We start from the raw sequence: 26971 nt of genomic DNA, 5'->3' as shown, positions 1-26971 counted from the left end.
TCAAAAAGACGAAATTTTATTATATATTTGATAACTTTATTTACTATGGCAAAACTAAAAACCATCGCTCTGACCGTTTCAAGCCTGTCGGCGGTTTCCGCCACAGCCTATGCGCAAAACGCTACGCCCAACCAAGTCGGCATGGCCATGATGCGCCTCAACTCCGCCCTGCTCGACCAAGCCAAAGCACAAACCTTCGGCTCCGGTAGCTTATGGGCATCGTTGCGTAAAGACTTCCGCATCAACGAAGTCAACACAGAACTGGTTCGCCGCCATGAAAACAAATTTGCTGCAAACAGTGCATATTTCGACCGCACCATCTCTCGCAGCAAACCTTATATGTACCATATTGCTAATGAAGTTAAAAAACGCAATATGCCCGCTGAAATCGCTTTGCTGCCTTTCATTGAAAGCGCATTCGTAACCAAAGCCAAATCACACGTCGGCGCATCCGGCCTGTGGCAATTTATGCCGGCTACCGGCCGCCACTTCGGTTTGGAAAAAACACCTTTGTATGACGGCCGCCACGATATTTACGCCGCTACCGATGCCGCACTGAACTATCTGCAATACCTGCACGGCATGTTCGGCGACTGGTCTTTGGCCCTTGCCGCTTACAACTGGGGCGAAGGTAACGTCGGCCGCGCCGTAAACCGCGCCCGTGCGCAAGGTTTGGAGCCGACATACGAAAACCTGCGTATGCCGAACGAAACACGCAACTACGTTCCCAAACTTTTGGCCGTCCGCAATATCGTTGCCAATCCGCAAACCTTCGGTATGAATATCAGCGAAATCAGCAATCAGCCGTATTTCAAATCTGTCAGCATCGACAAACCTATTGATAACAGCACAATCGCTCGTTTTGCAAACATCAGCGAAAGCGAACTGTTGGCACTCAACCCAGGTTTCAATGCCCCGGTATTCATCCCTAAAAATAACCGTCGCCTGTTGTTACCGGTTTCTGCGGTTTCCGCATTTGAAAAGAACTACCGCAATGCCAATCCAGATACCCTGATGTCTTGGGATATTTATACTTCTTTGGGCAACAAAAAACTTAATGCCATCGCCAACGATACCGGTATGAGCGTAGCCGAACTCAAACGCCTCAACGGCCTGAGTGGTAGCGCCATTTCTGAAGGCCGCAGCATTTTGGTAGCTAAAAACTCAGCAACCCAAAGCCAAGATATTATTAACTTTATCGACAAAGACAATACGCCGGATACTTACCAATCCAATATGCCGGCTATGTCTCCGATTATTGCTTCCAACGTAGCAGAACCGGTTAAAGTCGCTCAAAATACCGTGACCAATATTGTTACACCTGTTGTTCCACAGTCCAGCAAACCGGTTGACTTTATTGCACGTAGCAAAGCTGAAAACGTTACTTCCGTAGCGGTAACAGAAACCAAGGCGCAGCCTCAAGTTGCAAATATGGATGTAGCCACCCCTGTTGCAGCCATGACCCATACTGTTACTGAGCCTGCTGCTACAAATGTTGCTGAAACACCTAAAGCAGCTATCCCTGCCGACCTGACTGTACCGACTGTTGCCGCAAACGATGTAGCCCCTACTCCAGCAGTTGAATCTGTTGCTGTTGCTCCGGTTCAAGAAGAGCATGATGACCTGATGGCTTTGGTACAAAGCCAACCTGCGGAGGAACCTGCAGCGACTGTTGCTGAAGCGACTTCTGAAGCCAAACAAGTTCAAACTGTTGTGACTGCCGAAAGCGCTCGTACAGCACGTATCGCAGCCAATACCGCTAAACAACAACAACGCATCAATGCGCGTCTTGCCCGTGTAAATGGCCAACAAAACACACAAACTGCAGCACTTGCAGCAGGCACACACCGTGTGGAAGATGGTGATACGTTGTTTAATATCTCCAAACGTTACAACTTGAGCGTAGCTGATTTGATTATTGCCAACAACATCAAAGGCAACAATATCAGAAAAGGCCAAATCCTCCGTGTTACAGCTACTCCGGCAAAAGTCCGCAGCAACCCGGTTCAAAACGTTTCCTACACTGTACGTAAAGGCGATACCCTGAACACCATCGCCAGCCGTTTCAATGTTGATATTAACGATATCCGCCGTTGGAACCGCAATACCCGTACCGTATCTCCCGGTCAACGTTTGAAACTGATTGGTAGCTAATATTATCTTTAAAACAAAGGCCGTCTGAAAGATTCAGACGGCCTTTTTCTTGATGATAGATAATCAAGTTAATGTTTGATAACAAACAGAATAGTCTTTACTTAAAGATAAAAATATTTTTTGAAAATTACTGTATAAAAAAAGAGTGTGCAAAAACACACTCTCTTCTTCAAACGAATTGTCGTCAAACCCTATGCTAAATACCCTTATCCAAACATATGAATTCCGTAAAATATATTCCTATGCCGGTGAAAAAGCATCACAGAAGAAGGCATCTTCCGGTAAAGCGCAATTTTGAGTCAGCAAACTTTGCGCACTCTCGGTCATAGCTGGTGACCCACAAGCATAAACTTCGTATTGGCTCAAATCAGGATAATTTTGTGCGGCAACATTTTGCACGTACCCATTCTCCCCTTTCCAATCGGAATCAGGCTTAGAAAGAACAGGCGAGAATTTCGCATTTTTCAGACGGTCTATTAATGCTTCTGCTTCTTCCAATGCGTACAAATCCTCCTGCTGACGTGCTCCCCAGTAAAAATGAACCTGACGTTCGCTATTCTGATGAATCAAATCAAGCAAGATGCTGCGGATAGGTGCGTAACCTGTACCCGTTGCCAACAAAACAATCGGTTTATTGCTGTCCTGTTGCAAAGTGAATGTACCTAATGGCCCTTTAACGCGGACAATGCCTTTTTCTTTGATTTTAGGCTCGGCACCAAAAATCATTTCTGAGCATACGCCGTTTTCACGTTTGCGGATATGCAGTTCCAAAATGCCTTCTTGATCAGGCGAATTGGCGATTGAATAGCTACGGCTGATATTGCCGGGAAGCAGCAAATCAATATATTGCCCGGCATAAAATGCAAATGGCGGCGCTTTAGGCAAAGCCAGTTTGAGCAAAGCAACATCGTGTTTGATTTCAATGTTTTCAATACGTGCCGGCAATGTGCGTACCGGCAAAGCATTTTGATTAAAACCTGGCACATTTATTTTGAGGTCGCTCTTCGCAGTGGTACAACACAATAACACTTTGCCCTGTGCTTTTTCTTCTTCACTGATGGCTTTATCAATATGCTTGCCCATTTCAAATTCGCCACTAATCAACTCGGCCTTACACTGCCCGCAAGCACCGCTTTTACAAGAATGGGGCAAATTTAAATTCTGACGGGTTGCAGCGGCAAGAACGGTTTCATCCTCGTTTGCCGTAAATGTGATTTCATCTGATAAGGTAATAGTATGTGTCATGGTATTTAGAATAATTTTAGAATCAAAAATAAAGGCCGCCTGAAAAATAAGACCTATTCTTCAGACGGCCTGTCCTATCTATCAAGCTAATTTAGCTTTAATTAGCTCTTGAACCTGAGCCGGATTGGCCTTGCCTTTACTTGCTTTCATCACTTGACCGACAATCGCATTTAGGGCTTTTTCATTGCCGGAACGGAATTGCTCAATGGCTTTCGCATTGTTTGCCAACACTTCGTCCACCATCGCTTCAATTGCGCCAGTGTCGGTAATTTGTTGCAAACCATGTTTTTCGATGATTTCTGCAATACCTGCTTCAGGCTCGGCCCACATCGCTTCAAAAGCTTTTTTCGCCAGTTTGCTGCTCAATGTTCCGTCCGCAACTTTGGCAACCAACTCGGCAAGGCGTGGAGCTGTAATAGGGCTTTCAGCCAATTCCAAGCCTTCTTTGTTCAAGGTGGCGGCAAGCTCGCCGTTCATCCAGTTTGCTGTCAATTTACCTTGGCCGCAGGCTTTGGCCGCTTCTTCAAAATAGGCAGCTTGGGCGCGGCTGGCAGTCAACAGGCGCGCATCATAGTCAGACACACCGTAATCGGCAACAAAACGCGCCGCCATTTCATGCGGCAATTCAGGCATTTGCTCTTTGGCTTTTTGCAACTGGCCGTCTGAAATAATGACCGGCAGCAAATCCGGATCTGGGAAATAGCGGTAATCGTGCGCATCTTCTTTCAAACGCATCACACGGGTTTCGCCTTTTTCAGGGTCAAACAGCATGGTTGCCTGCTGTACTTTACCGCCGTCTTCCAAAATTTCGATTTGCGCTTCCACTTCATAATTGATGGCTTGCTCCAAGAAGCGGAAAGAATTGAGGTTTTTGATTTCTCGACGCGTACCGAACTCCGCCTGACCTTTGGGACGTACGGAAACGTTGGCATCGACGCGGAACGAGCCTTCCGCCATATTGCCGTCGCAAATATCCAGCCAAGTTACCAAACCGTGCAATGCTTTAGCGTATGCCACGGCTTCGGCTGCGGAACGCATTTCAGGCTCGGAGACAACTTCCAATAAAGGCGTACCGGCACGGTTCAAGTCGATACCGGTTGCACCGTTCAAACCCTCATGCACGGATTTACCCGCATCTTCTTCCATGTGCGCACGGGTAACATTGATGGTTTTGACCTCGTCGCCCACTACGATTTCCAATTTGCCATGCTCAACAATCGGCAAATCCAACTGGCTGATTTGATAACCTTTTGGCAAATCAGGATAAAAATAGTTTTTACGGTCGAACACGTTTTTCTGATTGATTTTCGCATCCAAAGCCAAACCGAGTTTGATGGCTTTTTCGACGACTTCGCGGTTCATTACCGGCAATACGCCCGGCAACGCACACTCAACCACGCTGGCGTGGGCATTCGGCTCGGCACCGAATGCAGTGGATGCGCCGCTGAAGATTTTGGATTGGGTGTTGAGTTGGACGTGGATTTCCAGTCCGATTACGGTTTCCCAAGTCATAAGGGTCTTTCTGTCGAAAAAAAGTTAATCGGTTAAATGAGTGATTCGTTTTTCAGGCGGCCTGAATAAAAAACCATAACAGGCCGTCTGTAAGATAAGTTTATTTCCTGCGGCGTTGGAAACCAGGCAGTTGCCAATGGAAACGGTATGCAGTCAGGCGAAACAACAATCCGCCGGCAAAGAGCAGGTTTAACGTAAAAATATTAATCCAGCCCAAATGCCCGAACAGATAAATCAGTCCGCCAATCAAAATAGCCACGCTGCCGTAAAGGTCGGTGCGCAAAATCATCGGCACATCATTGACCAAAATATCGCGCGCAATCCCGCCGCCAACGGCAGTCACAAAAGCCAAAGAAATAACGCCAAACAGATTGAGCTGCAAAGCCATACCGATTTGTGCGCCGGTAATGCTGAACGCTGCCAAACCGATGGCATCGGCAATAATAAAAGCAGCGGCCAAATAGGTGCTGCGATAACGTTGCACCCTTATCAACCATGCAATGGCAAGCGTGGCAAACACGACTATCAGCGCATCGGTTTGCAAAAACACCTGCGGAATCCGGCCGACCAAGCCATCGCGTATCATGCCGCCGCCGACAGCCGTCAGTAACGCAGTAATGACGACACCGAGTACATCCAACCGCTTGTTGTAACCGACCAAATAGCCGGAAATGGCAAACGCGGCTGTCCCAATGATTTGAATGAAGTCGGTGGCTGTCATGATTTTTAAATATCTACAATATGCAGCACCTCAATACATTCAGGCACTTTTATATGGTTTATTTTCAGACGGCCTTGAATCATCAAGACCCTAAAACATTATTCCGGCGCTTTAGTGTGCCAATCGCTGTTCAGTTGAACTTGATGTGCGGCACCCAAAATTTTGGCTTCGGAGAAATAGTTGCCGATAAATTGCACACCAATCGGCAGGCCGTTTGCGCTGAAACCGGCAGGCAGAGTTAATGCAGGCAAACCGGCAAGGTTCACGGCGATGGTGTAAATATCGGACAAGTACATTTGGACAGGGTCATGAATGTCACTGCCAAGTTTTGGCGCGGCAGTCGGCGCAGTCGGCGCCAAAATGAAATCACATTGACCAAAGGCCGTCTGAAAATCATTGGCAACCAGACGGCGCAGTTTTTGCGCTTTCAGGTAATAAGCATCGTAGTAACCATGGCTCAATACATAAGTACCGATCATGATACGGCGTTTGACCTCGCTGCCGAAACCTTCGGCACGGGTGTTGCTGTACATTTCTTCCAAATCGCCGAACTGCGCTGCACGATGGCCATAACGTACGCCGTCGAAACGGGACAAGTTGGTACTTGCTTCCGCAGAGGCAAGAACGTAATAAGCAGGAATCGACAATGATGTTTGCGGCAAGGAAACTTCAACAGTCTCCGCACCTTGGGCTTTAAGCAAATCAATCACGTTTTGCAAGGCCGTCTGAACATCGGCATCCGCGCCTTCGCCGAAATATTCTTTAGGCAAACCGATTTTCAAACCTTTGAGCGGCTTGTCCAAATCACGGGTGTAGTCTTCTTTGTCGCGTTCCAAACTGGTGGAATCGCGCTCGTCAAAGCTGGCCATGGCGTTCAACAAAATCGCGCAGTCTTCGGCCGTTTGCGCCATAGGGCCGGCTTGGTCGAAGCTGGAAGCATAAGCAACCATACCGAAGCGTGAAACCGTACCGTAAGTCGGCTTGATGCCGGTAATACCGCAATGCGATGCAGGCTGACGGATAGAACCGCCGGTATCCGAACCCAACGCAGCCGGTGCCAAACGGGCTGCAATCACGGCAGCCGAACCGCCTGACGAACCGCCGGGAACATGTTCAAGATTCCATGGGTTTTTGGTTGCGCCATAGAACGAAGTCTCATTGGTCGAACCCATAGCAAATTCGTCCATATTGGTACGGCCGAGAGTGACCATGCCGGCATCCAACAGGTTTTGCACCACAGTGGCAGTATAAGGAGAAACAAAGTTATCCAACATTTTGGAGCTGCATGCACTGCGCCAACCTGTTTGGCAGAAAATATCTTTGTAAGCAACTGGCACACCGGTCAAAGCCGTTGCATTGCCGGCCGCGATACGCGCATCGGCTGCCTTGGCTTCAGTAAGGGTCTTATCTTGATCGATGGTAACGTAGCCGTTGATGGCAGGGTTTTTCGCAGCAATAGCGGCCAAATATTCGGTCGCCAATTCGACTGCGGAAATTTGTTTGGATTGCAGCAGGCTGCTGGCTTGTTTGAGCGTGTAAGCGGTCATTGTGCCGTACTTTCTATAAAACAGTTTTTGCTTTCAAAACAGATATTGAAAACATCCGTTTAAATCAATAAATCGGGCCGTCTGAACAAAGTATCCTTTCAGACGGCCTTGCAATAGGGGCTTGCCGATAAGCAAAGGCCGTCTGAAACCTTATTCTTCAATTACTTGAGGAACGATATACAGGCGGTTGCGCACTTCGGGGGCAACAGCCTGATATTCGGCAGCGTGATCGGTTTCAGTCACTTTATCTTCGCGCAGGCGCAAAGCGGCTTCGTGCGGATGCGCCATGGGTTCGATGCCGTCGGTATTGACGCTTTGCATGTTTTCAACCATGGCGAAAATGTCGTTCAACTCAGCAAGCGTTTTGTTTTTTTCTTCGTCCGTTAAAGTGAGGCGCGAGAGTTTTGCGATTTTTTCCACATCATTTAAGCTTAAAGCCATAAAAAATCCTTGTCTGATAGCAATGCACCTTGGGTTTGGGGTATCATTGCATTTCGTCTTCTATGAAGCGAAGAATTATAACCGAAAACCAAACAGGTTGGCATGGTGTTTTAATTCAGACGGCCTTTAAAGTCGCATTTATCCGTCTAAAACCGTGTACCTGTTTTTCTTATTTTAAATAACGCTAAACACATCCGGGCTGGGCCGGAATTTCAGGAATCCTAATGTTTCGTCTTTTATCTCGTTTCCTCTCCAATGATATTGCCATCGACTTGGGCACGGCCAACACGCTGATTTTTGTACGCGGCAAAGGGATTGTTTTGGATGAGCCGTCCATGGTTGCGATTCAATCCGGCGCAGGCAATAAAAGTAAAATTATGGCAGTGGGTACAGAAGCCAAAAAAATGCAGGGCCGCGCGCCGCGCAATATCGAAATCGTCCGCCCGATGAGAGACGGTGTAATTGCCGATTTTGTGATTACCGAGCGTATGCTGGGTATGTTGATTAAAAAAGCCACCGAAGGACGGTCTTTGGTTCCGCCCCGTGTGGTTATCTGTGTTCCGGGCGGCTCTACCCAAGTGGAACGTAAAGCAATTTTGGATTCAGCGTTTGCTGCCGGCGCGGCAAGCGTGCATTTGATTGAAGAACCGATGGCCGCCGCTTTGGGCGCAGGCTTGCCGATTGAAGATGCGGCAGGTTCGATGATTGTCGATATTGGCGGCGGTACGACTGAAATCGGCATTCTTTCACTGGGTGGTATGGCCTATTCTGCTTCTGTCCGCGCAGCCGGCGATGAATTCGATAAAAGCATTATCCATTACCTGCGCCGCCATCGCGGTGTCTTGATTGGCGAAGCTACGGCAGAAGAATTGAAAAAACAAATCGGCTCTGCATCGGGCTTTGAAACAGAAACAGCCATGCGCATTAAAGGCCGCGATCTGGCCGAAGGTACGCCTAAATCCTTGGCGGTTACTTCAAATGAAATCCGTGAAGCATTGAGTGAAACGGTAAATCAAATCATCCGTGCCGTTCGTCTGGCTTTGGAACAGGCTCCGCCTGAATTAGCCGGCGACATTGCCGACCGCGGTATTATGCTGACAGGCGGTGGCGCACTTCTGCACGGTATCGATACCGTCTTGGCCGATGCAACCGGTCTGCCTGTCGGCATCGCCGACCAGCCTCTGAACTGCGTCGCCTATGGTGCCGGTAAGGCTTTGGACTATATCGGCAAATGGGATACCGTGTTTACGGAAAACCCATAAGGTAGATGGTTATGGAACGCTCTTCTTTGCGCTTTGACGAGGCAAAAGGCCCTAAGCTGTTGCCTCGTTTTGTCGTTTATGTCGCCCTGGCTGCCGGCCTGATGGTAGCCGATTATCACTTTTCATTGATGCAGCCTGTGCGTGCGGCAGTAATGCCCATGCTCTATCCTGCTCAATGGCTGGCCAATCAACCCGTTCAACTTTATCAATATTTTGCCGACCTCTCCCAGTCCAAATCCGAGCTTTTGGAACAAAACCGCCGGCTTTTGGAAGAAAATGGCCGTCTGAAAATCGATTTGCAGCGGGATAAAGTCAATACCGATGAATTACGCGAATTGAAAAAACTGTACGGTTTGCAACAAAAAGGCATTCACAACGTTATCGGCGCGGAAGTCATTTCCAATGGCAAAGATCCGCTTTCCGAAAGACTGATTATCGGCAAAGGCAGTCAAGACGGCTTGAAAGTTGGTGATGCGGTCATCGATCAAAGCGGTTTGATCGGCCTGTTGACACAAGTCCACACACAAAGCGCGGAAATTGAACTGATCTCAAGCGGACAAAACATTGTCCCCGTAGCCGTCAGCCGCACCGGTGAACGCAATTTGGCATACGGTAATGGCAGCAGTTTGGATTTACGCTATTTTCCAACCGGTTCAGACTTGAAACCCGGCGATGTTCTGCTGACTTCTGGCTTGGATGGTACTTATCCGGCGGGGATTCCCGTTGCAACCGTCAGCAAGGTTGTCCGTGCATCGGGAACGCCTTATTACGATACGCAACTGACGCCTTTGGCCGCTTTACGCAGCAGCCGTTTTGTCTTGGTACTTTCTTCCGGCCCTTCTTCCCCACGCTGATTTCATGAACGATTTTGACGATTCTTACCGTGCAGTACCGCTGCACATCATGGCGGCCAGTCTCATTGTGATGATGATACTGGACTTTATGCCATTTTCCTTTGACGGATTCTTTTGGCTGCCTGAAATGACGGCACTGATGTTGCTGTATTGGACATTGCACCAACCGCAACGTGCAGGCATGGGACTGGCTTTTGCCATCGGTCTGATTGTCGATGCCGCAACCGCCGCAACTTTGGGCTTGCACGCCCTGTCTTACGTCGTGATGACTTATTTCATTTTAAACCGCCGCCGCCAAATCATGCTTTACGGCCACATTATGCAATTAGCCGCTGTATTGGCTGCCCTGCTTCTCAATCAGGCCGTCTTAACTGTTGCCCGTTTGTTCCTTAATCATCAGGTCATCACTTTGCAAGGCTTTGTTGCTCCATTTGTCGGCGCCCTGCTTTGGCCGATACTCAGCCAGTTGATGCTGATTGTGACCCGTATTTACCGCTCCCACTGAAAAGATGAAACCGATTCTTCCACGCCGTCTTTCCGGTGGTCAACATACCAAAAAACCTTCTGCTCAGGCAGCACAAGCCGATGCTTTGTTGCGCCTGCTCGTTGCCTTTATCCTGATTGTCATCTTCTTTTCCATCTTACTGGCGCGGTTCTTCTACCTGCAAGTAACTCAACACAATGAGTTTTCCGGTCAAGCATCAAGCAACCGTATCACCCTGATTCCAACGCCGCCCGTACGCGGCGAAATCGTCGATATCAACGGCGTTCCTTTGGCCAAAAACTATCCCGTCTTTTCGCTTGAAGTTATTCCTAGCCGCATCGAAGGCAAGATGGAAGATGTCATTGAAGCATTGAAAAAATACGTCGATATTACGCCGACAGATTTAAAACGCTTCAAAAAATACCGCGAAAGCTATCGAAAATTTGAAAATATCCCGCTCAAGCTCAGGCTGACCGATGAAGAGACTGCACGCTTGTCCGTACATCTGCGCGAATTCAAAGGCGTAGAGGTCAACTCACGCACATTCCGCGAATATCCTTACGGCAAGCTGACTTCCCATTTCTTAGGCTATATCGGCCGTATTAGCGATAAAGACAAAGAAATGCTGGAAGAAGAAGGCCTGACTGCCCTCTATCGCGGCAGTACACATATCGGCAAATCCGGCTTGGAAAAATATTACGAACACCAGCTTCATGGTATTCCAGGCTATCAGGAAGTCGAAAAAGACGCTTACGGCAACATCGTCCGTGTATTGAAAAATGTCCCGTCCAAAATGGGGCAAACCTTGCGCCTAGGCATGGATATCCGTATGCAGCAGGAAGCCGACCGAATTTTGGGCGACCGCCGTGGCGCATTGGTGGCCATCAATCCGCAAGACGGTACTGTCTTGGCATTTGTTTCCAAGCCTTCTTTCGATCCCAACCTCTTTATTGACGGCATCGACAGCGACACTTGGAAAATGCTGAATAACGATTGGAAAAAGCCTTTGATCAACCGCGTTACCCAAGGCCTTTATCCGCCAGGTTCTACATTCAAACCCTTTATGGGCATGGCCTTGTTGGAAAGCGGCAAAATCACTCAGAACACCATCGTCCCAGCCCCCGGCGCATGGAGCATACCCGGCAGCCGCCATATTTTCCGCGACTCCGTCCGCAGCGGTCACGGCTCGGCCAACTTGAGCAAAGCCATTCAAGTATCCTCAGATACTTTCTTCTACCGTTTGGGTTACGAAATGGGTATCGATAAAGCCTCTCCGTATCTGGCGCAATTCGGTTTCGGCCAGAAAACCGGCATTGATCTGCCCAGCGAATACACAGGCGTTTTGCCCAGCCGCGAATGGAAATCCAAACGCTTTGCCAAATCTTCCGACCCGACTGCCAAAGAATGGCGCGCCGGAGAAATGGTTTCCGTCAGTATCGGCCAAGGCTACAATGCCTACACGCCTTTGCAAATGGCACATGCGACAGCATCTCTGGCCAATAACGGTGTTGTCCATCAGCCGCATTTGGTCAAAGAAATATTGGATTTCGGCGCGCGCAAAATTACCCGTATCAATCCTAATCCTGAGCGTCAAATTCCGTTCAAAGCCGATAACTTCGAATACGTCAAACACGCAATGGAAAAGGTATTGAAACCGGGCGGTACGGCGCACCGTATCGGTGGCGGACTCGCTTACACAATGGGCGGTAAAACCGGTACGGCCCAAGTCGTACAAATTAAACAGGGCGGCCGCTACAATGCCGCAGCCCTGCGTGAACAACACCGCGACCACGCATGGTTTATCTCGTTTGCGCCATTGGAAAAACCTGAAATCGCTATTGCCGTTATTTTGGAAAACGGCGGTTGGGGTGCGTATGCCGCGCCATTGGCTCGTGAAATGACTGATTTTTATATGCTTCACGTCAAGCCGCAACAGTTTTCAGACGGCCTTGAGTCAGATTCGGCCAAAACTGAAACAACGGACAAGCATCAGCCTATTACCAGCATTTTCCAATCTGCCTACGGACTGACTCCGACAAGCCCTGCCTCACAGCCGGAGGTTCATCATGAATAACACATCAGCGTGGAAAAATTTCAAATCCACCATTGCAGCCCCGATTGACCCTTGGCTGTTTTTTGCCATGCTTGCCATCTACATCATGAGCCTATTCCTGCTCTATTCTGCAGACGGGCAAGAGTTCGGCCAATTGGAAAACAAAACCATCCATACCGTTTTGGGCTTTGCCCTGTTATGGATTATCGCCGTATTCAAGCCGCAAACGGCTGCCAAAGTTGCCCTGCCTGTTTACATTGTCGGCGTATTACTGCTGATTGGCGTTGAAGTCGCTGGCGTTACCGTCAACGGCTCAACCCGTTGGCTGAGTCTCGGCTTTACCCGTATCCAACCTTCCGAAATCATGAAAATCGGTATTCCCATGACCGTCGCGTGGTATTTTCAACGCTATGAAGGCCGTCTGAAATGGATACATTATATTGTCGCCCTCGTTCTGATTCTTGTTCCTGTCGCCCTGATTTTGAAGCAGCCCGACCTCGGTACGGCAGCATTGATTATGGCTTCGGGTATTTTTGTCATCTTCTTTGCCGGATTACCTTGGAAGGCCATTTTTGCCGCTATTATTGCCTTTGTGGCCGCCTTGCCGCTCTTATGGAACTACGGCATGCACGACTATCAAAAAACCCGCGTCCTCACCCTGCTCGACCCAACCAAAGACCCGTTAGGCGCAGGCTACCACATCATCCAATCCATGATTGCCATCGGCTCGGGCGGTGTATGGGGTAAAGGCTGGCTCAACGGTACACAAACCCATTTGGACTATATTCCCGAATCAACGACTGACTTTATTTTCGCGGTATTCGGCGAAGAGTTCGGCCTGATTGGCAATATCCTTTTACTGCTGGTTTACCTTATCATTCTGGCACGCGGATTGTGGATTGCTGCGCAAGCACAATCCCTTTACAGCCGTACTTTGGCAGGCGCGTTGACCATGACTTTTTTCTGCTACGCCTTTGTCAACATGGGCATGGTCAGCGGCATTTTGCCCGTCGTAGGCGTCCCCCTCCCCTTGGTCAGCTACGGCGGTACGGCTACGCTTTCCATCATGGTAGTGCTTGCCCTGCTGATGGGTATTGCTAATGAACACAAAAACCTCCGCCGCCGTAATGCGGATAACGATGACCTAACTGAAAGCAAGGAATAATATGGAACTGGGTGTAGAAATCGGCAAGCTGCTTGTGGCATTTCTCGTGCTGATTAATCCTTTCAGCGCGCTCTCAATCTATCTTGATCTGACACAAAACCACAGCACCAAAGAAAAGCGCAGAATCGCGCGTACTGCCGCATTGGCTGTTTTCATCGTGATTGTCGTCTTTGCACTGGGCGGCGGTATCTTGTTGAAAGTACTCGGCATCAGCGTCGGCTCCTTCCAAGTCGGCGGCGGTATTCTGGTTTTGCTGATTGCCATCTCCTTAATGAACGGCAACGATAATCCTGCCAAGCCCAAAATCGACCCCAATTCAGAAGAGCATCACCATGAGCAACAAGTCCGCCGCAATGAAAAAGCCATTGCCGTCGTACCCATTGCCATTCCGATTACCATTGGCCCCGGCGGTATCTCTACCGTCATTATTTACTCCTCTGCCGCCAAAAATTACAGCGATATTGCCCTAATTATCATCTCCGGCTTTCTGGTCAGCCTGATTTGCTATCTCATCCTGATCGTTGCCGGACGCATCAGCAAACGCTTAGGCACGACCGGCCTGACCATCCTCAACCGCATTATGGGCATGATGCTTGCCGCCATTTCCGTAGAGATTATTGTTGCCGGCTTAAAATCTATTTTTCCCCAACTGGTCGCTTGAAGTACAATTATCACAATAAAAGGCCGTCTGAAACATTTTCAGACGGCCTCATAAAAACATAAAAACAAAGGAGCCAACCATGTTTCACAGCACCCATGTCTTCACCGGAGAAACCATTTACCGCCGACCGGCGCAAAGCTATACCGAGTTCACCGACGAATTAAACCGCCTCCAAACCCTTCAGCAAACCTTCGCACAATCAAGCATTACCGAGCGCACCGCCCTCTTACAGCAATTTGCCGACAGCCTTACCCAAAACCAAGAACGCCTCGCCGAAATGGTTTGCGAAGAAGTCGGACGCTGCCTGCACGAATGCCGCGCCGAAATCAGCAAATCCATCGAGCTTATCCGCTACTACGTCCGCCTTGCCCCCGAACTGCTTGCCCATAAAACCATCGCCACCCAAGCCAGCCTCAGCCAAGTCCGTTTCGAGCCTTTGGGCGTTGTTTTGGCGGTCATGCCGTGGAATTATCCTGTTTGGCAGATTTTACGATTTGCCATCCCTGCCCTGTGCGCCGGCAATGCCTGCGCGGTCAAACCTGCGCCCAGTGTCGCCCGCGTCAGCGAAACCCTCTTCGGTCTTGTTCCAAAAGGTTTGCCGCTTATCGGCGCATGGTTAAGCCATGAAGACACGCTTAAAGCCATTGAAGATACCGATGCCATGGCATTTACCGGTTCGACCCATACCGGCCGCCTGCTGGCCGCCCATGCGGGCAGACATCTGAAAAAAACCGTCCTTGAACTGGGCGGCAGCAATCCGTTTATTATCCTGCCTGATGCCGATCTGCAACGTGCAGCCATCGATGCCTGCTATTCGCGCTTTCGCGATGCCGGACAATCCTGCAATGCCGCTAAACGCATCGTTGTTACCCAAGATATTGCCGAACAATTTATCCCACTCTTCCTTGCCGAGTGCGCCAAACTGCAAACCGGCAATCCCAAAGACCCGAACACCACCCTTGCCCCACTTCACCGCCAAGACCTGCGTCAAACCGTACACGAGCAGGTTGAAGATGCGGTTGCACACGGTGCGCAATGCTTAAGCGGCGGCCATATCCCTGAGGGAGAAAGCTGGTTTTACCCTGCCACGGTATTGGATCAAGTCAACCCCAACTGCCGCGTTTGGCACGAAGAAGTCTTCGGCCCGGTTGCCATGATCTTACGCGCCGACAATCCGGATCATGCCGTCGCACTTGCCAACGACACACCTTTCGGCCTCGGCGCCTGTATCTACACAGCGGACACAGCAAACGCATGGCAATACGCCGAAAAAATCCAAGCAGGCTCTGTCTTTATCAACCGCCACACCAGCAGCGACCTGCGCCTTCCCTTTGGCGGCGTCAAAGCTTCAGGCTATGGACGCGAGCTATCAGAATTCGGGCTGTACGAATTCGTCAACGTCAAAACCTATTGGCAAAAATAAACCGTTTCATTAACTCAGGCCGTCTGAAAACCTGTTTTAAGACGGCCTGATGTTGTTTAAAAAGCTGGCAAAAATATTGTATTTAATCCCGTATAAACCCTGCAAAATCAAAGCTGCTCAAAAATAGAAACCTATCTTAAAAAGCAATCCATATTCCCAAGTCCATTTTGAAGCAGCGGATTATCATGTTCTTCATTCCGATTGCTGCATTAAGCTATTTCTAAAATACCCAATAAACAAAAATACCGTCTGAAATACAACTTTCAGACGGCATTTTCAATCAAATACTACTTACCAGATTACAATTTCAAACCGGCCAGTTTAGCAGCATACGCATCCAAATCAGCGATTGGACGGGTAGCCACGCCGCTTTCCATTGCTGCTTTAGCAGTAGCTGTAGCAACGCGAGGCAACAGGCGGGAATCGAATGGGGTAGGAATCAGGTATTCCGCACCGAATTCAAATTTCTTACCGTAAGCGGCAACCACTTCTTCAGTTACCTCTTCCATTGCCAAATCTGCCAGTGCATACACGCAGGCGCGTTTCATTTCTTCGTTGATGGTGGTCGCGCCGACATCCAATGCGCCACGGAAGATGAACGGGAAGCACAATACGTTGTTTACTTGATTCGGGAAGTCTGAGCGACCGGTACCGATTACCACATCCGGACGGGTTTCTTTTGCCAATGGAGGCAGAATTTCCGGATTTGGGTTTGCCATAGCAAACACGATTGGTTTTTCATTCATGGTGTTCAGCATTTCAGGAGTCAGCAGGTTGGCACCGGACAGACCCAAGAAGATGTCTTTACCTTTAACGGCATCAGCCAATACGCGTTGGCCGTTGTCTTCGATGGCGTAGAATTGTTTGGATTCGTCCATCGAGTCTTTGTCTTCGCGGGTTTTGTAAATCACGCCTTTGGAGTCGCAGACGGTCACGTTTTCACGTTTCAGGCCGACGGCGAGCAATTGGTTCAAGCAAGCGATCGCAGCAGCACCTGCGCCAGAGCACACCAAAGTTGCTTCTTCAATTTTGCGACCGGTATAACGCAAAGCGTTCAATACAGCGGCAGCGGTAATGATGGCGGTACCGTGTTGGTCGTCGTGGAATACAGGGATTTTGCAACGTTTGCGCAATTCGCGTTCGATGTAGAAGCACTCAGGCGCTTTGATGTCTTCTAGGTTGATACCGCCGAAAGTCGGTTCCAAAGAAGCGATGATGTCTACCAGTTTTTGCGGGTCTTTTTCATCGATTTCGATATCGAATACGTCAACGCCGGCGAATTTTTTGAACAATACGCCTTTGCCTTCCATTACAGGTTTACCGGCCAATGCGCCGATGTTGCCCAAACCCAACACTGCTGTACCGTTGGAAATCACGGCAACCAAATTGCCTTTGGCAGTGTATTTGTAGGCAGTTTGCGGATCGGCATGGATTTCCATACAAGGAGCAGCTACGCCCGGAGAGTACGCCAACGCCAAGTCTTTAGACGTGGCCAGAGATTTGGTTGGGGTAACGGAGATTTTGCCCGGCACGGGGAATTCGTGGAACTGCAGGGCGGCTTCTTTTAATGAATTTTCCATTTATCGATCCTGTTTGCGAGAGAGATTTTACAGCGAACAAGTCTGAAACAGGCTGCTTCAGACGTTTAAAATTTCTAAAGTCGGGTTGTTAACAGACCGGCTTTGTAAGGGACCGTAATTTTATCATGTTCTTTTGGTGGCGCATACCGATATTTATTACATTTGTTTTGATATTTCGTTTTATTTGGTTTTATGTCTAAAAACTTCTGTAATAATATTTCTTCGCCACACTACCCTTCTTTCAGACGGCATTTTATTTAAACTTAAACATTCAATCCAAAATGACTGTCTAGCGCGGTTTCAATCTGATTTTTTACCGCATCCAGACTTTGGCTGCTGTCGATGACGGCATAGCGTTCCGGCTGTTCGTTAGCACGTTGCAGATATACTTCGCGTACCCGATTGAAAAACTCGGCTTCTTCTTGTTCAAAGCGGTCTTTCTCACGCGTTTGGTTGATGCGTGCCATTGACACTTCCAAAGGCACATCCAACAGCAAGGTCAAATCTGGGCGGAAATCGCCCTGCACCCAATGTTCAAGCGTGGCAATATCTTGTAAGGGAACGCCGCGTCCACCGCCTTGATAGGCAAACGTTGCATCGGTAAAGCGGTCGGAAACGACATGCGTGCCGTTTTTCAGGGCAGGCAGAATGACCGTTTCCAAGTGTTGCTGTCTGGCGGCAAACATCAACAGGGTTTCGGTACGCAGGCTGACTTGGGTGGCTGGGTTGAGCAGGATTTCACGCAATGCTTCTCCGGCCGGTGTACCTCCCGGTTCGCGCGTAAACAATACGGGCAGTTGGTGTTTCTCAAACCATGCTTTCATTACAGCGAGGTTGGTGGATTTTCCGGCGCCGTCTATGCCGTCAAGGGTGATAAATCTGGGTTTCATATGGATATCGTCAATTTAAAGGCCGTCTGAAACAGGAATTATAAATGTTTCAGACGGCCTATTCGGTTTATTTCTTCAAAATATATTTGCGTACAGCAGCGTTGTGTTCAGAAAGATTGTGGCTGAACTCACTCAGGCCCGTACCATCCATTTTTGAGACGAAATACAGATATTTTTCATCAGACGGATGACCCGCTGCTTCAAGCGCGGCCTTGCCGGGAAGCGCAATCGGCGTTGGTGTCAAACCGCTGCGTGTGTAGGTATTGTAAGGCGTATCTCGTTGCAGGTCGGCTTTGCGGATTCTGCCTTTATACGCATCGCCCATGCCATAGATAACGGTCGGGTCGGTTTGCAGGCGCATGCCGATATTCAGGCGGTTGACGAATACGGCGGCCACATGGGCGCGGTCGTCTTCGTGTGCGGTTTCTTTTTCAATCAGACTCGCCATAATCAGCATTTCGTACGGATTTTTATAAGGCAGGCCGCTTTGACGGTCGTCCCATGCTTCTTGCAGGTTTTCCCGCATTTTACGGTAGGCGATTTTGTAAATTTGAAGATCGCTGCCGCCGGCATCAATTTCGTAACTATCCGGAAAAAACTGTCCTTCAGGATTGCTGCTCAAGGCATCGGGCGCCACTTCGGCCATCAGTTTTTCATCGCTCCAACCGCGCGTGTCGTGGGCAATATCGGCAGTGTTGTCGATAATACGGCGCATTTGTGCAAACCGCGCGCCCTCTAGAATTTGCACGCTGACCGAATCAGGGCGGCCTTTTTTAATGCGCTTTAAAATGTCCCAAGCCGATACTTTGGCAGACAGGCGGTAAGAGCCGGCATTAAGTTGGTTGTGTACGCCCATCACATATGCGGCGGCTACCAGCACATAACGGTTATAAACGATGCCGTCTTGAGCCAGTTTGCGGCTGACGGAAGAAATACCTTGGTTTTTGGTAATGGTAATACGGTATGGTTTGCCGTTGTCTTTCGGAACAAACAACAATGCGGCAACCACGGCGGCAAATGCCGTCAAAAATACGGCCAGCCATTTCAACAATTTTTTCAGCATGGTAGGATTCTTGGTTTGTGAACGTGTCGGGCGACAGTATAACCGAAAACAAGCGCACCACGCCTGCCACCTTCCCCAACGTATGTTTTCCTATCCCGAAAGGCCGTCTGAAACCATGAATTCCCCTTCCAAAAACACTTGGCAAAACGGCCGTTGGCTGAATGCACGCCAAACTCATTCGCCCAATTTCAGCCCGCGCGAACCGGATGAAGACGTCTCATTGGTTGTCCTCCACAATATTTCCCTCCCTCCTTTTGAGTACAACACAGGGGCAGTGGAAAAATTGTTTACCAACCAAATCAACCCTGACGAGCATCCTTTTTTCAGCATCATCCATACCTTGCGCGTTTCCAGCCATTTTTTCATCAGCCGTAAAGGTGAAACCGTCCAATTCGTTTCCTGCAACGACATGGCCTATCATGCCGGCGTATCGTCATTTCAAGGCAGAGAAAAATGCAATGCCTTCTCCATCGGTATCGAGTTGGAAGGCTGCGATTTCGAGCCTTTTACCGAAGCACAATACACCAGCCTGCAAGCCTTGCTGACCGCTATTTCCGAACATTACCCGATTCAGGCCGTTACCGGTCATCAGGACATCGCGCCGGACAGGAAAACCGATCCCGGACATTTCTTCGATTGGCCACGCCTTCAAAAAGCAGGTTTCCCCATCCGGCGCGGATAACTTTCAGACGGCCTGAACAACGATTGGCAGACATAATGCTGTCACAACCGTTTATTTTCGTTATAATTCAGCTATTCATTCGGACGCATAAAGTCCGGCTCCAACGAACTTCCCGCGCAGCAAGATTCCGCACCCTGAAAAAGACGGAATGCTGCCTTTTTAAAAAGTGATTACTCCATGATTTTCATCGTCTTAGCCCTCGCCGCTCTTTTGGCGGTCATCGGTTACAACATGTACCAGGAAAACCAATACCGCAAACAAGTGCGCGAACAATTCGGCCATTCCGATAAGGATGCACTTTTGACCAGCAAAACCAAGCACGTCCGCGACAGCAAAGAAACCGGCGGCCAAGGTTTGTTTATCAAGAAAAACAAAAAAACCGAAGAGGCATTGCGTAATCTGCAAGAGCAAGATGAAATCTACGCGGCAAAAGCCAAACTGGCTCACCCTGCCCAACTTAAAACCGATGTCGAGCTGACTGTGGAAGACGACTTTTCCGCAGAAGAAAAAGTCCAACACACCGTTATCGGTTTGAACAACGAAATTACCGTAAGCCCTTCCGAAGCCGCTTCTGCTCCGGTTGAAACTGCAGCTGAGCCTGTGGCACAAGTACCATTGATCAGCCTGGACGAATTGTCTCAAGTCGAACTGCCTTGGTTTGACCCGCGCTTCGACTACATGGCCTACATCTCCCTGAAACAGGCCCAAGAATTGCACGCACTGCCGCGCCTTTCCAGCACACACCGCTTCCAAATCATCGGTTGCACCATGGACGACCATTTCCGTGTTGCAGAGCCGATTCCGGGCGTTTACTACCAAGGCTTCGTTATGGGCCTTCAGGCTGTTAGCCGTAACGGTTTGGCAGCGCGTGAAGAGTTGCAACACTTCGACCAACAGGTTGATGCTTTTGCCCAACTGATGGACGGCAAAGTTTTGCATACCGACTTGGACGCGTTCACCGAAGTCGCACAAGCCCTCGACCAATTCTGTGCGCGTGTTGACCAAACCATCGCCATTCACTTGGTTTCCCATTCCAACATCAGCGGCGTAGAGTTGCGTGCCGCCGTGGAAGATACAGGCTTCAAACTGGGTGAAGACGGCGCGTTCCACTTCGGCGACAACAACAACCCTCAATTGTTCTCCATCCATACCTTAGACAATAAACCGTTTACCAATCCTTTGCTGGATAACCAAGTCTACCGCGGCTTCAGCATGCTTTTGGATATTCCGCATGTTCCTGCCGGCGAAAAAACTTTCGACAAATTTATGGACTTGGCAGTCAAACTCTCCGGCCAACTCAGCTTGGATTTGGTTAACGACCAAATGGAAGAAGTTTCCACCCAATGGCTTAAAGACGTACGCAACTACGTTTTGGCCCGTCAGGAAGAAATGCTTAAAGTCGGCATCAAACCCGGCAGCAAACAAGCCCTGCGCCTGTTCTCTTAAAATTCCCCAATCAAAAAGCGGATATGCAATGACGGCATATCCGCTTTTTTTCAGGTAAAATCTCTTCATCTTCAATATTCATCGATTTTCAGACGGCCTCTCTATCATCAGGCCGTCTGAAAACTCTATTTCGATTGCTCATGAATCCGACCGCACAACGTATCAAATACCTGACCGACCTCCTCAACCGCTACGCCTACGAATACTACACCCTAGATGCGCCCAGCGTACCCGACGCCGAATACGACAAATTATTCCGCGAGCTCGAGGCATTGGAGCGAAACTACCCCGAGTTCAAACTGCCCGACAGCCCGACACAGCGTGTCGGTGGCGAGCCTTTGGCAGGCTTTGATGAAGTGCGTCATGAAGTGCCTATGTTGTCACTGACCAATGCCTTCTCGCCACAAGATGAAAACGGCGTGTTTGACCATGCCGAAATGTACGCTTTTGATGAGCGCGTTCGTGGCGGATTAAACGGAGAAAAACCGGAATACGTTATCGAACCTAAATTTGACGGTCTGGCCATCAGCCTGCTGTACCGCGACGGCGTATTGACTCAAGCGGCAACCCGTGGTGACGGCACAACTGGCGAAGACGTTACCCAAAACGTCAAAACCGTATCCAACATTCCCCTGCGCCTGCATGGAGAAAATATTCCCGAGCTTATCGAAATACGCGGCGAAGTACTGATGCTCAAAGCCGATTTTGCCGCTTTAAACGCACGACAAGCTGAAAACGGACAAAAACCTTTCGCCAATCCGCGCAATGCCGCCGCCGGCAGTCTGCGCCAACTCGATTCGCGCATTACAGCACAGCGCAAACTGCATTTCTTTCCCTATTCCATTGCCCGACAACAAGGCGGTTTTGTCGCGGAAGAACACCTGCAAGAGCTGAACTACTGTAAAGAGCTTGGCTTCAGCCTGCCTGATGGTAATTTCGGCTGTTTCCAAAATATCAATGAAGTATTAGCGTTTTACGAGAAAATGCAGCAAAAACGCCCTACTTTGCCTTATGAAATCGACGGCATGGTGGTCAAAGTCAACAGCTTGGCGCAACAAGAAAAACTGGGTTTCATCTCACGCGCACCGCGCTGGGCCATTGCCCACAAATTCCCCGCAGAAGAAGCATTGACCATTGTCGAAGCCATTGATGTACAAATCGGGCGCACCGGTGCAGTAACCCCGGTTGCCCGCCTGCAACCTGTATTCGTCGGCGGCGTTACCGTTACCAACGCCACCCTGCACAATCAGGACGAAGTATCGCGTAAAGACGTGCGCGTTGGTGACACAGTTGTTGTGCGCCGCGCCGGAGATGTGATTCCTGAGGTAGTGCGCGTAATTTTTGAACGCCGCCCAATGCAGGAGGCTAACGTTACCGTTTCAGACGGCCTGCAAGATGATTTGTTTGCCGAAACACCTTCTAAAACCCAAGCCAAACCGCTGCACAAACCCTACCGCCTGCCCACCCATTGCCCTATCTGCCGTAGCGAAATCGAACGTGAAGAAGGCGAAGCGGTTGCCCGATGCAGCGGCGGTATGCTTTGCCAAGCACAACGTGCGCAAGGTTTAATCCACTTCGCCTCACGCAAAGCCATGGATATCGACGGACTTGGTCAAAAACAAATCGAGCAACTGGTAGCGCAAGATTTGGTTCATCATTTCGCCGACCTCTACCGCCTCGATATTTCAACCCTGCAAAAAATGAAGGAAACAGCGGACAAAGCGTCAGCTAATGAGGAAGAACCATCAAATGGTAAGATTGAAAACTTTGAAGGCGAGACCGGCAATACTCTGCTTAGCAAAAACAATAAAAAACAGCCGACTAAATGGGCGGAAAACATCCTCGCAGGCATAGAAGCCAGCAAAACGCCCGGACTTGCGCGCTTCCTTTTTGCCCTCGGCATCCGTCACGTTGGCGAACGCACAGCCAAAACGCTGGCACAGGCATTCGGCACACTCGAACATGTCCGCCATGCACCTGAACCCATCCTCGCCTGCCTGCCCGATATCGGCACGGTGGTTGCCCGCTCCATCGCCCACTTTTTTGCCCAAGAAGCACAACAGGCGATGATAGACGAGCTGCTGGCTGTAGGTGTTGCCCCGCAAAGCCAGGCTGTCACTATCCCACCTCTACGCCATGCCGAGCCGCAACGCTGGATTGCCCGCTTACCCGATTTTAAAATCAGCGAAACCAAAGCACTGGCCTTGTGGGAGCTTGCCGGACAAAGCATAGAAGGTTTGCAAACCGACAAAGCGTTGCCTGCCGATTGGCAGACATGGCGCAGTAAACCGCAAAACGCAGCCCTGCTTGAAAATATGAAAACTTTCTTTGCTCAAACACTGTCTAAGCTTCAAGATGAAACGATTTCAGACGGCATTAATGAAGCCGTGTCAGGTAAAACCTTTGTATTAACAGGGACTTTACCCACACTCAAACGCGACCAAGCCCAAGCCATAATTGAGGCTGCTGGCGGTAAAGTTTCCGGCAGCGTATCCAAAAAAACCGACTACGTTGTCGCCGGAGAAGCTGCAGGTAGTAAATTGGAAAAAGCTCAAACTTTGGGCGTAGCCATCTTGAGCGAAGAGGAATTGCTGTCGTTGCTGGGATAAGGCAGTATATACAGTCTTTTTCGAGCCGCCTGATACTTTATCATGTGGTATTATCGTTACACACAATTACACTTTCGGGGGCTAATCCCTCAGACAAAATAGGATACCAATATGAAACCCATTAAAAAATGCGTCTTCCCCGTTGCCGGTATGGGCACCCGTTTCTTGCCTGCGACCAAAGCCAGCCCCAAAGAAATGCTGCCTATTGTGGACAAACCTCTGATTCAATATGCAGTTGAAGAAGCGGTTGAAGCCGGCTGTACCGAAATGGTGTTCATCACTGGCCGTAACAAACGCAGCATCGAAGATCACTTCGACAAAGCATACGAGTTGGAAACCGAATTGGAATTGCGTCAAAAAGACAAGCTGTTGGCACACGTTCGCGATATCCTTCCTCCGAATATTACCTGCTTGTACATACGTCAAACTGAAGCATTGGGTTTGGGTCATGCCGTGTTATGCGCTCAAGCTGCCGTTGGCGATGAGCCTTTTGCTGTTATTTTGGCAGACGATTTGATTGATGCGCCTAAAGGTGCATTAAAACAAATGGTCAATGTGTACAACCAAAGCGGTAACAGCGTTTTAGGCGTTGAAAACGTTGATCCTTCCCAAACAGGCTCTTATGGTATTGTCGAAGTTGAACAGCTGAAAAACTATCAACGTATCACCAATATCGTTGAAAAACCAAAACCGGAAGAAGCGCCTTCCAACCTTGCAGTTGTCGGCCGCTACATCCTGACTCCGCGTATTTTTGACTTGTTGACCAACCTGCCCCGAGGCGCCGGTAACGAAATCCAACTGACAGACGGTATCGCCCGCCTGCTCGACCATGAGTTTGTGTTGGCTCATGCGTTTGATGGCAAACGCTACGACTGCGGCAGCAAATTGGGTTACCTTGAGGCAACCGTGGCTTATGGTTTGAAACACCCTGAAACTGGCGAACAATTCAAAGAATTGATCAAACAATACGCTTAAGCCCAGCCATTATAAAAAGGCCGTCTGAAATTTCAGACGGCCTTTTTATACACTTATTTCTTCCAATACGCCGGAGTAAACAAAATTAAAACAGTGAAAATCTCCAAACGTCCCAACAACATCACAGCCGTACATAGCCATTTCTGCACATCGCTCAGCGCAGCATAATTATGCGACGGACCGACTGCACCCAAGCCCGGCCCTGCATTGGTAATACAGGCAATGACTGCCGTGAAGGCGGATAAAAAGTCCAAGCCTGCGGCCATCAGTAAAAAGCTGAATACGATGACCGTCATAAAGTAAATAAAAATGAACGACATAACGGTCAGCGCCATACGATCCGGAATGGAGCGATTATTGACCTTTACCGTACGAACCGCACGCGGGTGCAGCAAAATCAACATCTCGCGCAAGCTGAATTTAAACAATACCAACGCACGCACGTTTTTAATACCGCCACCCATAGAGCCTGAGCTTGCCAAGACGTTCGACAGGAAAAACATCCATAACGACACAATCAGCGGCCATTGTGCAAAGTCGGTATTGGAGAAACCGCTGGCCAATCCTATAGACACAAAGTTGAAGCTGACAAAACGCAAAGCTTCGCCAAGGCTTTGGTACACGTCCTGCTGCCACAGATACAATGCCGAAATCAAAATACTGCCCGACAAAACCAGCAGCATGGTGCGGCATTCTTCATCCTTCCAATACACCCGCCAAGAGCGGTTGCCCAGCGCAGTAAAATGGCTGGCAAAATTGATACCGCCCCAGACAGTAAAAAACATCAACGTCCATTCGACTGCTACGGAATTAAAATAGGCAACGCTGTCATCATGTGTCGAAAAACCGCCCAAGGCCACTGCCGACATCGCATGGCACAAGGCATCAAACCAGCCCATACCGGCAATATGTAAGGATACAAAGGCCGCAGCAGTTGTCAGCGCATAAGCAAACCACAACCGTTTGGCCACTTGCGAAATGCGGGGAGCCATCTTGCTTTCCTTATCCATACCCGGAATTTCTGCTTTGAAGAGCTGCGTGCCCCCCACGCCCAACATCGGCAAAATCGCCACAGCCAGCACGATAATACCCATACCGCCAAGCCAGTTGAGCATGTGTCGCCAAAAGTTTACAGACGGCGCCAGCGTATCCAAGCCAGAAATCACTGTCGCACCTGTCGTCGTCAGCCCCGACATCGCTTCAAAAAATGCATCGGTAAAACTCATGGACGGCATATAGAAATAAATCGGCATCGCCGCCACGACGGCAAAGGCCAACCACAGCATCAATACCAGGGTAAATCCATCACGCGGCCTCAATTCACGGTTGAAACGCAGCGTCAGCACCCAAGTTACACACGACACCAGCAATACGGTCACAGCCGTATAGGCAAACACGAGAAACGCGCTGTCGTGATAAAAATACGACATCAGTGTCGGCACGGCCAACAGTAATGAAAACAACAGCCCCAGCTTGGACAATACATGGACAATCGGCATCACCTTGCTTACCGCACCGCCCAATCTGAAACCCTTATGCAGATACATCATATTCCTATCATTAGAAAACAAAATGTTTCAGACGGCCTCATAAAAAAGGCCGCCTGAAACCGCATATTTTATCAAAATGCCACAATCCCGTGATAAAGAAAAACAAAAAACACTTGCCTGCTCTTTTTCTAGGAGTATAATGTTATACCATAACATTTACTGGAGAAAGAAATGAAACCTAATATCCACCCGGACAACTATCGTACCGTCCTGTTTTACGACAGCGGCGCAGACCAAGGATGGCTCATCCGTTCATGCGCCAATACCCACGGAAAAACCATGATTTGGAAGGACGGAATAGAGTATCCCCTCTTTTCGCTTGATACTTCTTCCGCGTCCCACCCGGTGTACACAGGCAAACAACGCAATGTCAATATCGAAGGCCGCGCCAGCAAGTTCAACCAACGTTACCAATCCATGATGTCTTCCTTCAGAAAGGATAAATGATGCAAGTCCTCTCATCCCTGAAAACTGCAAAAAAACGACACCGCGACTGCCAAATTGTCCGCCGAAAAGGCAAAGTGTACGTCATTTGCAAGAGCAACCCCCGCTTTAAAGCACGCCAGCGTTAAGCGGCCCAACCCATATTTCAATGTAACTCTCTGAATTTTCCGCACTTTCGTTTACCTCTAGCGCAAGTGCGGCTTTTTTTTT

The 26971-nt window shown here is 49.2% G+C and carries 23 protein-coding genes; 14 read left to right on the top strand and 9 right to left on the bottom strand.

Annotated elements, in window-relative coordinates; translation table 11 throughout:
- The first annotated feature begins 45 nt into the window (after positions 1–45).
- On the top strand, positions 46–2154 hold the full coding sequence (locus tag HMPREF3022_RS07340; protein WP_049331489.1) for a LysM peptidoglycan-binding domain-containing protein: 2109 nt from the start codon (positions 46–48) through the stop codon (positions 2152–2154).
- A 240-nt stretch (positions 2155–2394) separates the two neighbouring features.
- On the opposite strand, the gene HMPREF3022_RS07335 is transcribed toward HMPREF3022_RS07340, so the two are convergent.
- The 5 genes from HMPREF3022_RS07335 to gatC form a co-directional block, all read right to left on the bottom strand.
- The gene (locus tag HMPREF3022_RS07335) at positions 2395–3399 is read right to left on the bottom strand and encodes a 2Fe-2S iron-sulfur cluster-binding protein (protein ID WP_049331486.1); all 1005 of its coding nucleotides are present in this window, start codon (positions 3397–3399) and stop codon (positions 2395–2397) included.
- A gap of 81 nt (positions 3400–3480) precedes the next feature.
- Positions 3481–4911 (bottom strand): Asp-tRNA(Asn)/Glu-tRNA(Gln) amidotransferase subunit GatB, encoded by a 1431-nt coding sequence (gene gatB / locus HMPREF3022_RS07330; protein WP_003685244.1) that lies wholly within the window; start codon positions 4909–4911, stop codon positions 3481–3483.
- A gap of 100 nt (positions 4912–5011) precedes the next feature.
- The gene (locus HMPREF3022_RS07325; protein WP_049331484.1) at positions 5012–5632 is read right to left on the bottom strand and encodes a trimeric intracellular cation channel family protein; all 621 of its coding nucleotides are present in this window, start codon (positions 5630–5632) and stop codon (positions 5012–5014) included.
- A 98-nt stretch (positions 5633–5730) separates the two neighbouring features.
- Positions 5731–7179, bottom strand: a complete 1449-nt coding sequence (gatA, locus tag HMPREF3022_RS07320; protein WP_049331482.1) for an Asp-tRNA(Asn)/Glu-tRNA(Gln) amidotransferase subunit GatA — start codon at positions 7177–7179, stop codon at positions 5731–5733.
- Positions 7180–7329: 150 nt separating this feature from the next.
- Positions 7330–7620, bottom strand: a complete 291-nt coding sequence (gene gatC / locus HMPREF3022_RS07315; protein ID WP_003685110.1) for an Asp-tRNA(Asn)/Glu-tRNA(Gln) amidotransferase subunit GatC — start codon at positions 7618–7620, stop codon at positions 7330–7332.
- 224 nt (positions 7621–7844) lie between these two features.
- Between gatC and HMPREF3022_RS07310 the strand changes: the two genes are divergently transcribed.
- The 7 genes from HMPREF3022_RS07310 to HMPREF3022_RS07280 all read left to right on the top strand — a co-directional run bounded on the left by HMPREF3022_RS07310 (position 7845) and on the right by HMPREF3022_RS07280 (position 15522).
- On the top strand, positions 7845–8882 hold the full coding sequence (locus tag HMPREF3022_RS07310; RefSeq protein ID WP_039862245.1) for a rod shape-determining protein: 1038 nt from the start codon (positions 7845–7847) through the stop codon (positions 8880–8882).
- 11 nt (positions 8883–8893) lie between these two features.
- Positions 8894–9736 carry a rod shape-determining protein MreC gene (gene mreC, locus HMPREF3022_RS07305; RefSeq protein WP_070765382.1) on the top strand — a complete coding sequence of 281 codons (843 nt, stop codon included), beginning with the start codon at positions 8894–8896 and terminating at the stop codon, positions 9734–9736.
- Between the two features lie 4 nt (positions 9737–9740).
- Positions 9741–10241 (top strand): rod shape-determining protein MreD, encoded by a 501-nt coding sequence (gene mreD, locus HMPREF3022_RS07300; RefSeq protein ID WP_063075403.1) that lies wholly within the window; start codon positions 9741–9743, stop codon positions 10239–10241.
- Positions 10242–10245: 4 nt separating this feature from the next.
- Entirely contained in the window at positions 10246–12294 is a 2049-nt protein-coding gene (mrdA, locus tag HMPREF3022_RS07295) for a penicillin-binding protein 2 (RefSeq protein ID WP_049331473.1), read from the top strand.
- A complete protein-coding gene (rodA, locus tag HMPREF3022_RS07290) occupies positions 12287–13438 on the top strand; it encodes a rod shape-determining protein RodA (protein WP_049331470.1) in 1152 nt (383 codons plus the stop codon). Before mrdA ends, rodA begins: the two co-directional genes overlap by 8 nt.
- A 1-nt stretch (position 13439) precedes the next feature.
- On the top strand, positions 13440–14099 hold the full coding sequence (locus HMPREF3022_RS07285; protein ID WP_049331467.1) for a MarC family protein: 660 nt from the start codon (positions 13440–13442) through the stop codon (positions 14097–14099).
- Between the two features lie 79 nt (positions 14100–14178).
- Complete coding sequence (locus HMPREF3022_RS07280) at positions 14179–15522, top strand: aldehyde dehydrogenase family protein (RefSeq protein ID WP_049331465.1); 1344 nt, start codon at positions 14179–14181, stop codon at positions 15520–15522.
- A gap of 299 nt (positions 15523–15821) precedes the next feature.
- Here HMPREF3022_RS07280 and HMPREF3022_RS07275 read toward each other — a convergent pair whose 3' ends face one another.
- The 3 genes from HMPREF3022_RS07275 to mltG form a co-directional block, all read right to left on the bottom strand.
- A complete protein-coding gene (locus tag HMPREF3022_RS07275) occupies positions 15822–17102 on the bottom strand; it encodes a malic enzyme-like NAD(P)-binding protein (RefSeq protein ID WP_079454229.1) in 1281 nt (426 codons plus the stop codon).
- 263 nt (positions 17103–17365) lie between these two features.
- Entirely contained in the window at positions 17366–17992 is a 627-nt protein-coding gene (gene tmk, locus HMPREF3022_RS07270) for a dTMP kinase (protein WP_049331462.1), read from the bottom strand.
- A 67-nt stretch (positions 17993–18059) separates the two neighbouring features.
- Entirely contained in the window at positions 18060–19055 is a 996-nt protein-coding gene (gene mltG, locus HMPREF3022_RS07265; protein ID WP_049331460.1) for an endolytic transglycosylase MltG, read from the bottom strand.
- A 115-nt stretch (positions 19056–19170) separates the two neighbouring features.
- Between mltG and ampD the strand changes: the two genes are divergently transcribed.
- The 4 genes from ampD (at position 19171) to galU (ending at position 24767) form a co-directional block, all read left to right on the top strand.
- Entirely contained in the window at positions 19171–19737 is a 567-nt protein-coding gene (gene ampD, locus HMPREF3022_RS07260) for a 1,6-anhydro-N-acetylmuramyl-L-alanine amidase AmpD (protein WP_049331458.1), read from the top strand.
- 177 nt (positions 19738–19914) lie between these two features.
- The gene (locus HMPREF3022_RS07255) at positions 19915–21183 is read left to right on the top strand and encodes a cell division protein ZipA C-terminal FtsZ-binding domain-containing protein (protein ID WP_049331455.1); all 1269 of its coding nucleotides are present in this window, start codon (positions 19915–19917) and stop codon (positions 21181–21183) included.
- Between the two features lie 140 nt (positions 21184–21323).
- Positions 21324–23792 (top strand): NAD-dependent DNA ligase LigA, encoded by a 2469-nt coding sequence (gene ligA / locus HMPREF3022_RS07250; RefSeq protein WP_070765381.1) that lies wholly within the window; start codon positions 21324–21326, stop codon positions 23790–23792.
- Positions 23793–23903: 111 nt separating this feature from the next.
- Positions 23904–24767 (top strand): UTP--glucose-1-phosphate uridylyltransferase GalU, encoded by an 864-nt coding sequence (gene galU, locus HMPREF3022_RS07245; RefSeq protein WP_049331450.1) that lies wholly within the window; start codon positions 23904–23906, stop codon positions 24765–24767.
- A gap of 53 nt (positions 24768–24820) precedes the next feature.
- Here galU and HMPREF3022_RS07240 read toward each other — a convergent pair whose 3' ends face one another.
- Positions 24821–26317, bottom strand: coding sequence for a TrkH family potassium uptake protein (locus tag HMPREF3022_RS07240; RefSeq protein WP_049331447.1), 1497 nt, complete (start codon positions 26315–26317; stop codon positions 24821–24823).
- Between the two features lie 171 nt (positions 26318–26488).
- Here HMPREF3022_RS07240 and HMPREF3022_RS07235 point away from each other — a divergent pair, with 171 nt between their 5' ends.
- Positions 26489–26764 carry a type B 50S ribosomal protein L31 gene (locus HMPREF3022_RS07235; RefSeq protein WP_049331444.1) on the top strand — a complete coding sequence of 92 codons (276 nt, stop codon included), beginning with the start codon at positions 26489–26491 and terminating at the stop codon, positions 26762–26764.
- Complete coding sequence (gene ykgO / locus HMPREF3022_RS07230; protein ID WP_003685279.1) at positions 26764–26889, top strand: type B 50S ribosomal protein L36; 126 nt, start codon at positions 26764–26766, stop codon at positions 26887–26889. Before HMPREF3022_RS07235 ends, ykgO begins: the two co-directional genes overlap by 1 nt.
- Positions 26890–26971 lie beyond the last annotated feature (82 nt).

Source organism: Neisseria sp. HMSC065C04 (genome assembly GCF_001815375.1).
Lineage (GTDB): Bacteria > Pseudomonadota > Gammaproteobacteria > Burkholderiales > Neisseriaceae > Neisseria > Neisseria flavescens_D.
Note: the sequence above shows the minus strand (reverse complement) of the source record. Positions and strands in the feature narration are given on the sequence as shown.

Excerpts from the sequence above, each read along its gene's own strand:
- HMPREF3022_RS07310 (WP_039862245.1), top strand. The coding sequence starts at position 7,845 with ATGTTTCGTCTTTTATCTCGTTTCCTCTCCAATGATATTGCCATCGAC.
- mrdA (WP_049331473.1), top strand. The coding sequence starts at position 10,246 with ATGAAACCGATTCTTCCACGCCGTCTTTCCGGTGGTCAACATACCAAA.
- HMPREF3022_RS07240 (WP_049331447.1), bottom strand. The coding sequence starts at position 26,317 with ATGATGTATCTGCATAAGGGTTTCAGATTGGGCGGTGCGGTAAGCAAG.
- HMPREF3022_RS07280 (WP_049331465.1), top strand. The coding sequence starts at position 14,179 with ATGTTTCACAGCACCCATGTCTTCACCGGAGAAACCATTTACCGCCGA.
- ligA (WP_070765381.1), top strand. The coding sequence starts at position 21,324 with ATGAATCCGACCGCACAACGTATCAAATACCTGACCGACCTCCTCAAC.
- tmk (WP_049331462.1), bottom strand. The coding sequence starts at position 17,992 with ATGAAACCCAGATTTATCACCCTTGACGGCATAGACGGCGCCGGAAAA.
- ampD (WP_049331458.1), top strand. The coding sequence starts at position 19,171 with ATGAATTCCCCTTCCAAAAACACTTGGCAAAACGGCCGTTGGCTGAAT.
- HMPREF3022_RS07255 (WP_049331455.1), top strand. The coding sequence starts at position 19,915 with ATGATTTTCATCGTCTTAGCCCTCGCCGCTCTTTTGGCGGTCATCGGT.
- HMPREF3022_RS07285 (WP_049331467.1), top strand. The coding sequence starts at position 13,440 with ATGGAACTGGGTGTAGAAATCGGCAAGCTGCTTGTGGCATTTCTCGTG.
- gatC (WP_003685110.1), bottom strand. The coding sequence starts at position 7,620 with ATGGCTTTAAGCTTAAATGATGTGGAAAAAATCGCAAAACTCTCGCGC.
- galU (WP_049331450.1), top strand. The coding sequence starts at position 23,904 with ATGAAACCCATTAAAAAATGCGTCTTCCCCGTTGCCGGTATGGGCACC.
- mltG (WP_049331460.1), bottom strand. The coding sequence starts at position 19,055 with ATGCTGAAAAAATTGTTGAAATGGCTGGCCGTATTTTTGACGGCATTT.
- mreD (WP_063075403.1), top strand. The coding sequence starts at position 9,741 with ATGAACGATTTTGACGATTCTTACCGTGCAGTACCGCTGCACATCATG.
- gatB (WP_003685244.1), bottom strand. The coding sequence starts at position 4,911 with ATGACTTGGGAAACCGTAATCGGACTGGAAATCCACGTCCAACTCAAC.
- HMPREF3022_RS07275 (WP_079454229.1), bottom strand. The coding sequence starts at position 17,102 with ATGGAAAATTCATTAAAAGAAGCCGCCCTGCAGTTCCACGAATTCCCC.
- rodA (WP_049331470.1), top strand. The coding sequence starts at position 12,287 with ATGAATAACACATCAGCGTGGAAAAATTTCAAATCCACCATTGCAGCC.
- gatA (WP_049331482.1), bottom strand. The coding sequence starts at position 7,179 with ATGACCGCTTACACGCTCAAACAAGCCAGCAGCCTGCTGCAATCCAAA.
- mreC (WP_070765382.1), top strand. The coding sequence starts at position 8,894 with ATGGAACGCTCTTCTTTGCGCTTTGACGAGGCAAAAGGCCCTAAGCTG.
- HMPREF3022_RS07340 (WP_049331489.1), top strand. The coding sequence starts at position 46 with ATGGCAAAACTAAAAACCATCGCTCTGACCGTTTCAAGCCTGTCGGCG.
- HMPREF3022_RS07325 (WP_049331484.1), bottom strand. The coding sequence starts at position 5,632 with ATGACAGCCACCGACTTCATTCAAATCATTGGGACAGCCGCGTTTGCC.
- HMPREF3022_RS07235 (WP_049331444.1), top strand. The coding sequence starts at position 26,489 with ATGAAACCTAATATCCACCCGGACAACTATCGTACCGTCCTGTTTTAC.
- ykgO (WP_003685279.1), top strand. The coding sequence starts at position 26,764 with ATGCAAGTCCTCTCATCCCTGAAAACTGCAAAAAAACGACACCGCGAC.
- HMPREF3022_RS07335 (WP_049331486.1), bottom strand. The coding sequence starts at position 3,399 with ATGACACATACTATTACCTTATCAGATGAAATCACATTTACGGCAAAC.